Annotated in this window: 1 pseudogene; it reads left to right on the top strand. The window is 74.8% G+C overall.

What is annotated here, in order from left to right:
* Positions 1–714 (top strand): annotated as a pseudogene (locus AC2W7C_RS18650) (hypothetical protein); the annotation flags it as partial.

Below are 714 nucleotides of genomic sequence, written 5' to 3'. Positions count from 1 at the left end.
CGGCCCTGCCGCCCGGCTCGCGCGCGCCTTGAGCTGGGCGAGTTCCCGCTGCTGGCCGCGGCCCTGGCCCGCATGGTGCTGCGCGAACTGATGAGCCCGCGGCGCCTGCGTCCCAACGATGCGTCCGGCGAGATCGACATCCTGCGCACCCTGGCCACGACGCTGACCGCCACCGCCGGGCGCCTGCTGACGCTGGAGGAAGTCCAGTCCGCCTTCAACGAGCGCTCCAAGGCCCTGGTCACCGCCGACTTCGTGGCCGCCTACGTCAAGCCGTGCGGCACCGTCCTGTGCGAGGCCGAGGCCCTCACCCGGCTGTGCGAGAACGTCACCGGCGTCGCCAACAAGCGCTCGGCCGCCCGCTGGCTTTCGGCCTGCGTCGGGTCCCTGCGGTTCGAGACCGAGATGCGGTCGCCGAACGGCCAGCAGACGGCGGCGCAGAAGCTGGGCGTGCTGGCCGGCCTGCAGCGCGCCATCCGCGCCTGCGGACTGACCGAGCGCGACGAGGCCGAGATCGCCGCCGCCATCGGGACGGTCGGCGGCGCGGTCGAAGGCGAGGCCAAGATCGTGACCATGCTGGCCCGCTCGCCCGCCCCGGCGCCGCAGAAGCTGTCGGTCCTGTTGCGGCTGGCCGCGGGCGAGACCGCCCCGCTCGGACCGGCCGCCGACCGGGCCAAGGCCGAGGCGGTCAAGCTGTTCCGCGCGCCCGACGCTCGC

The sequence above is a fragment of the Brevundimonas sp. CURTG3B2_SDJG genome, from assembly GCF_057364705.1.
This window is presented reverse-complemented; position numbering and strand designations above follow the sequence as displayed.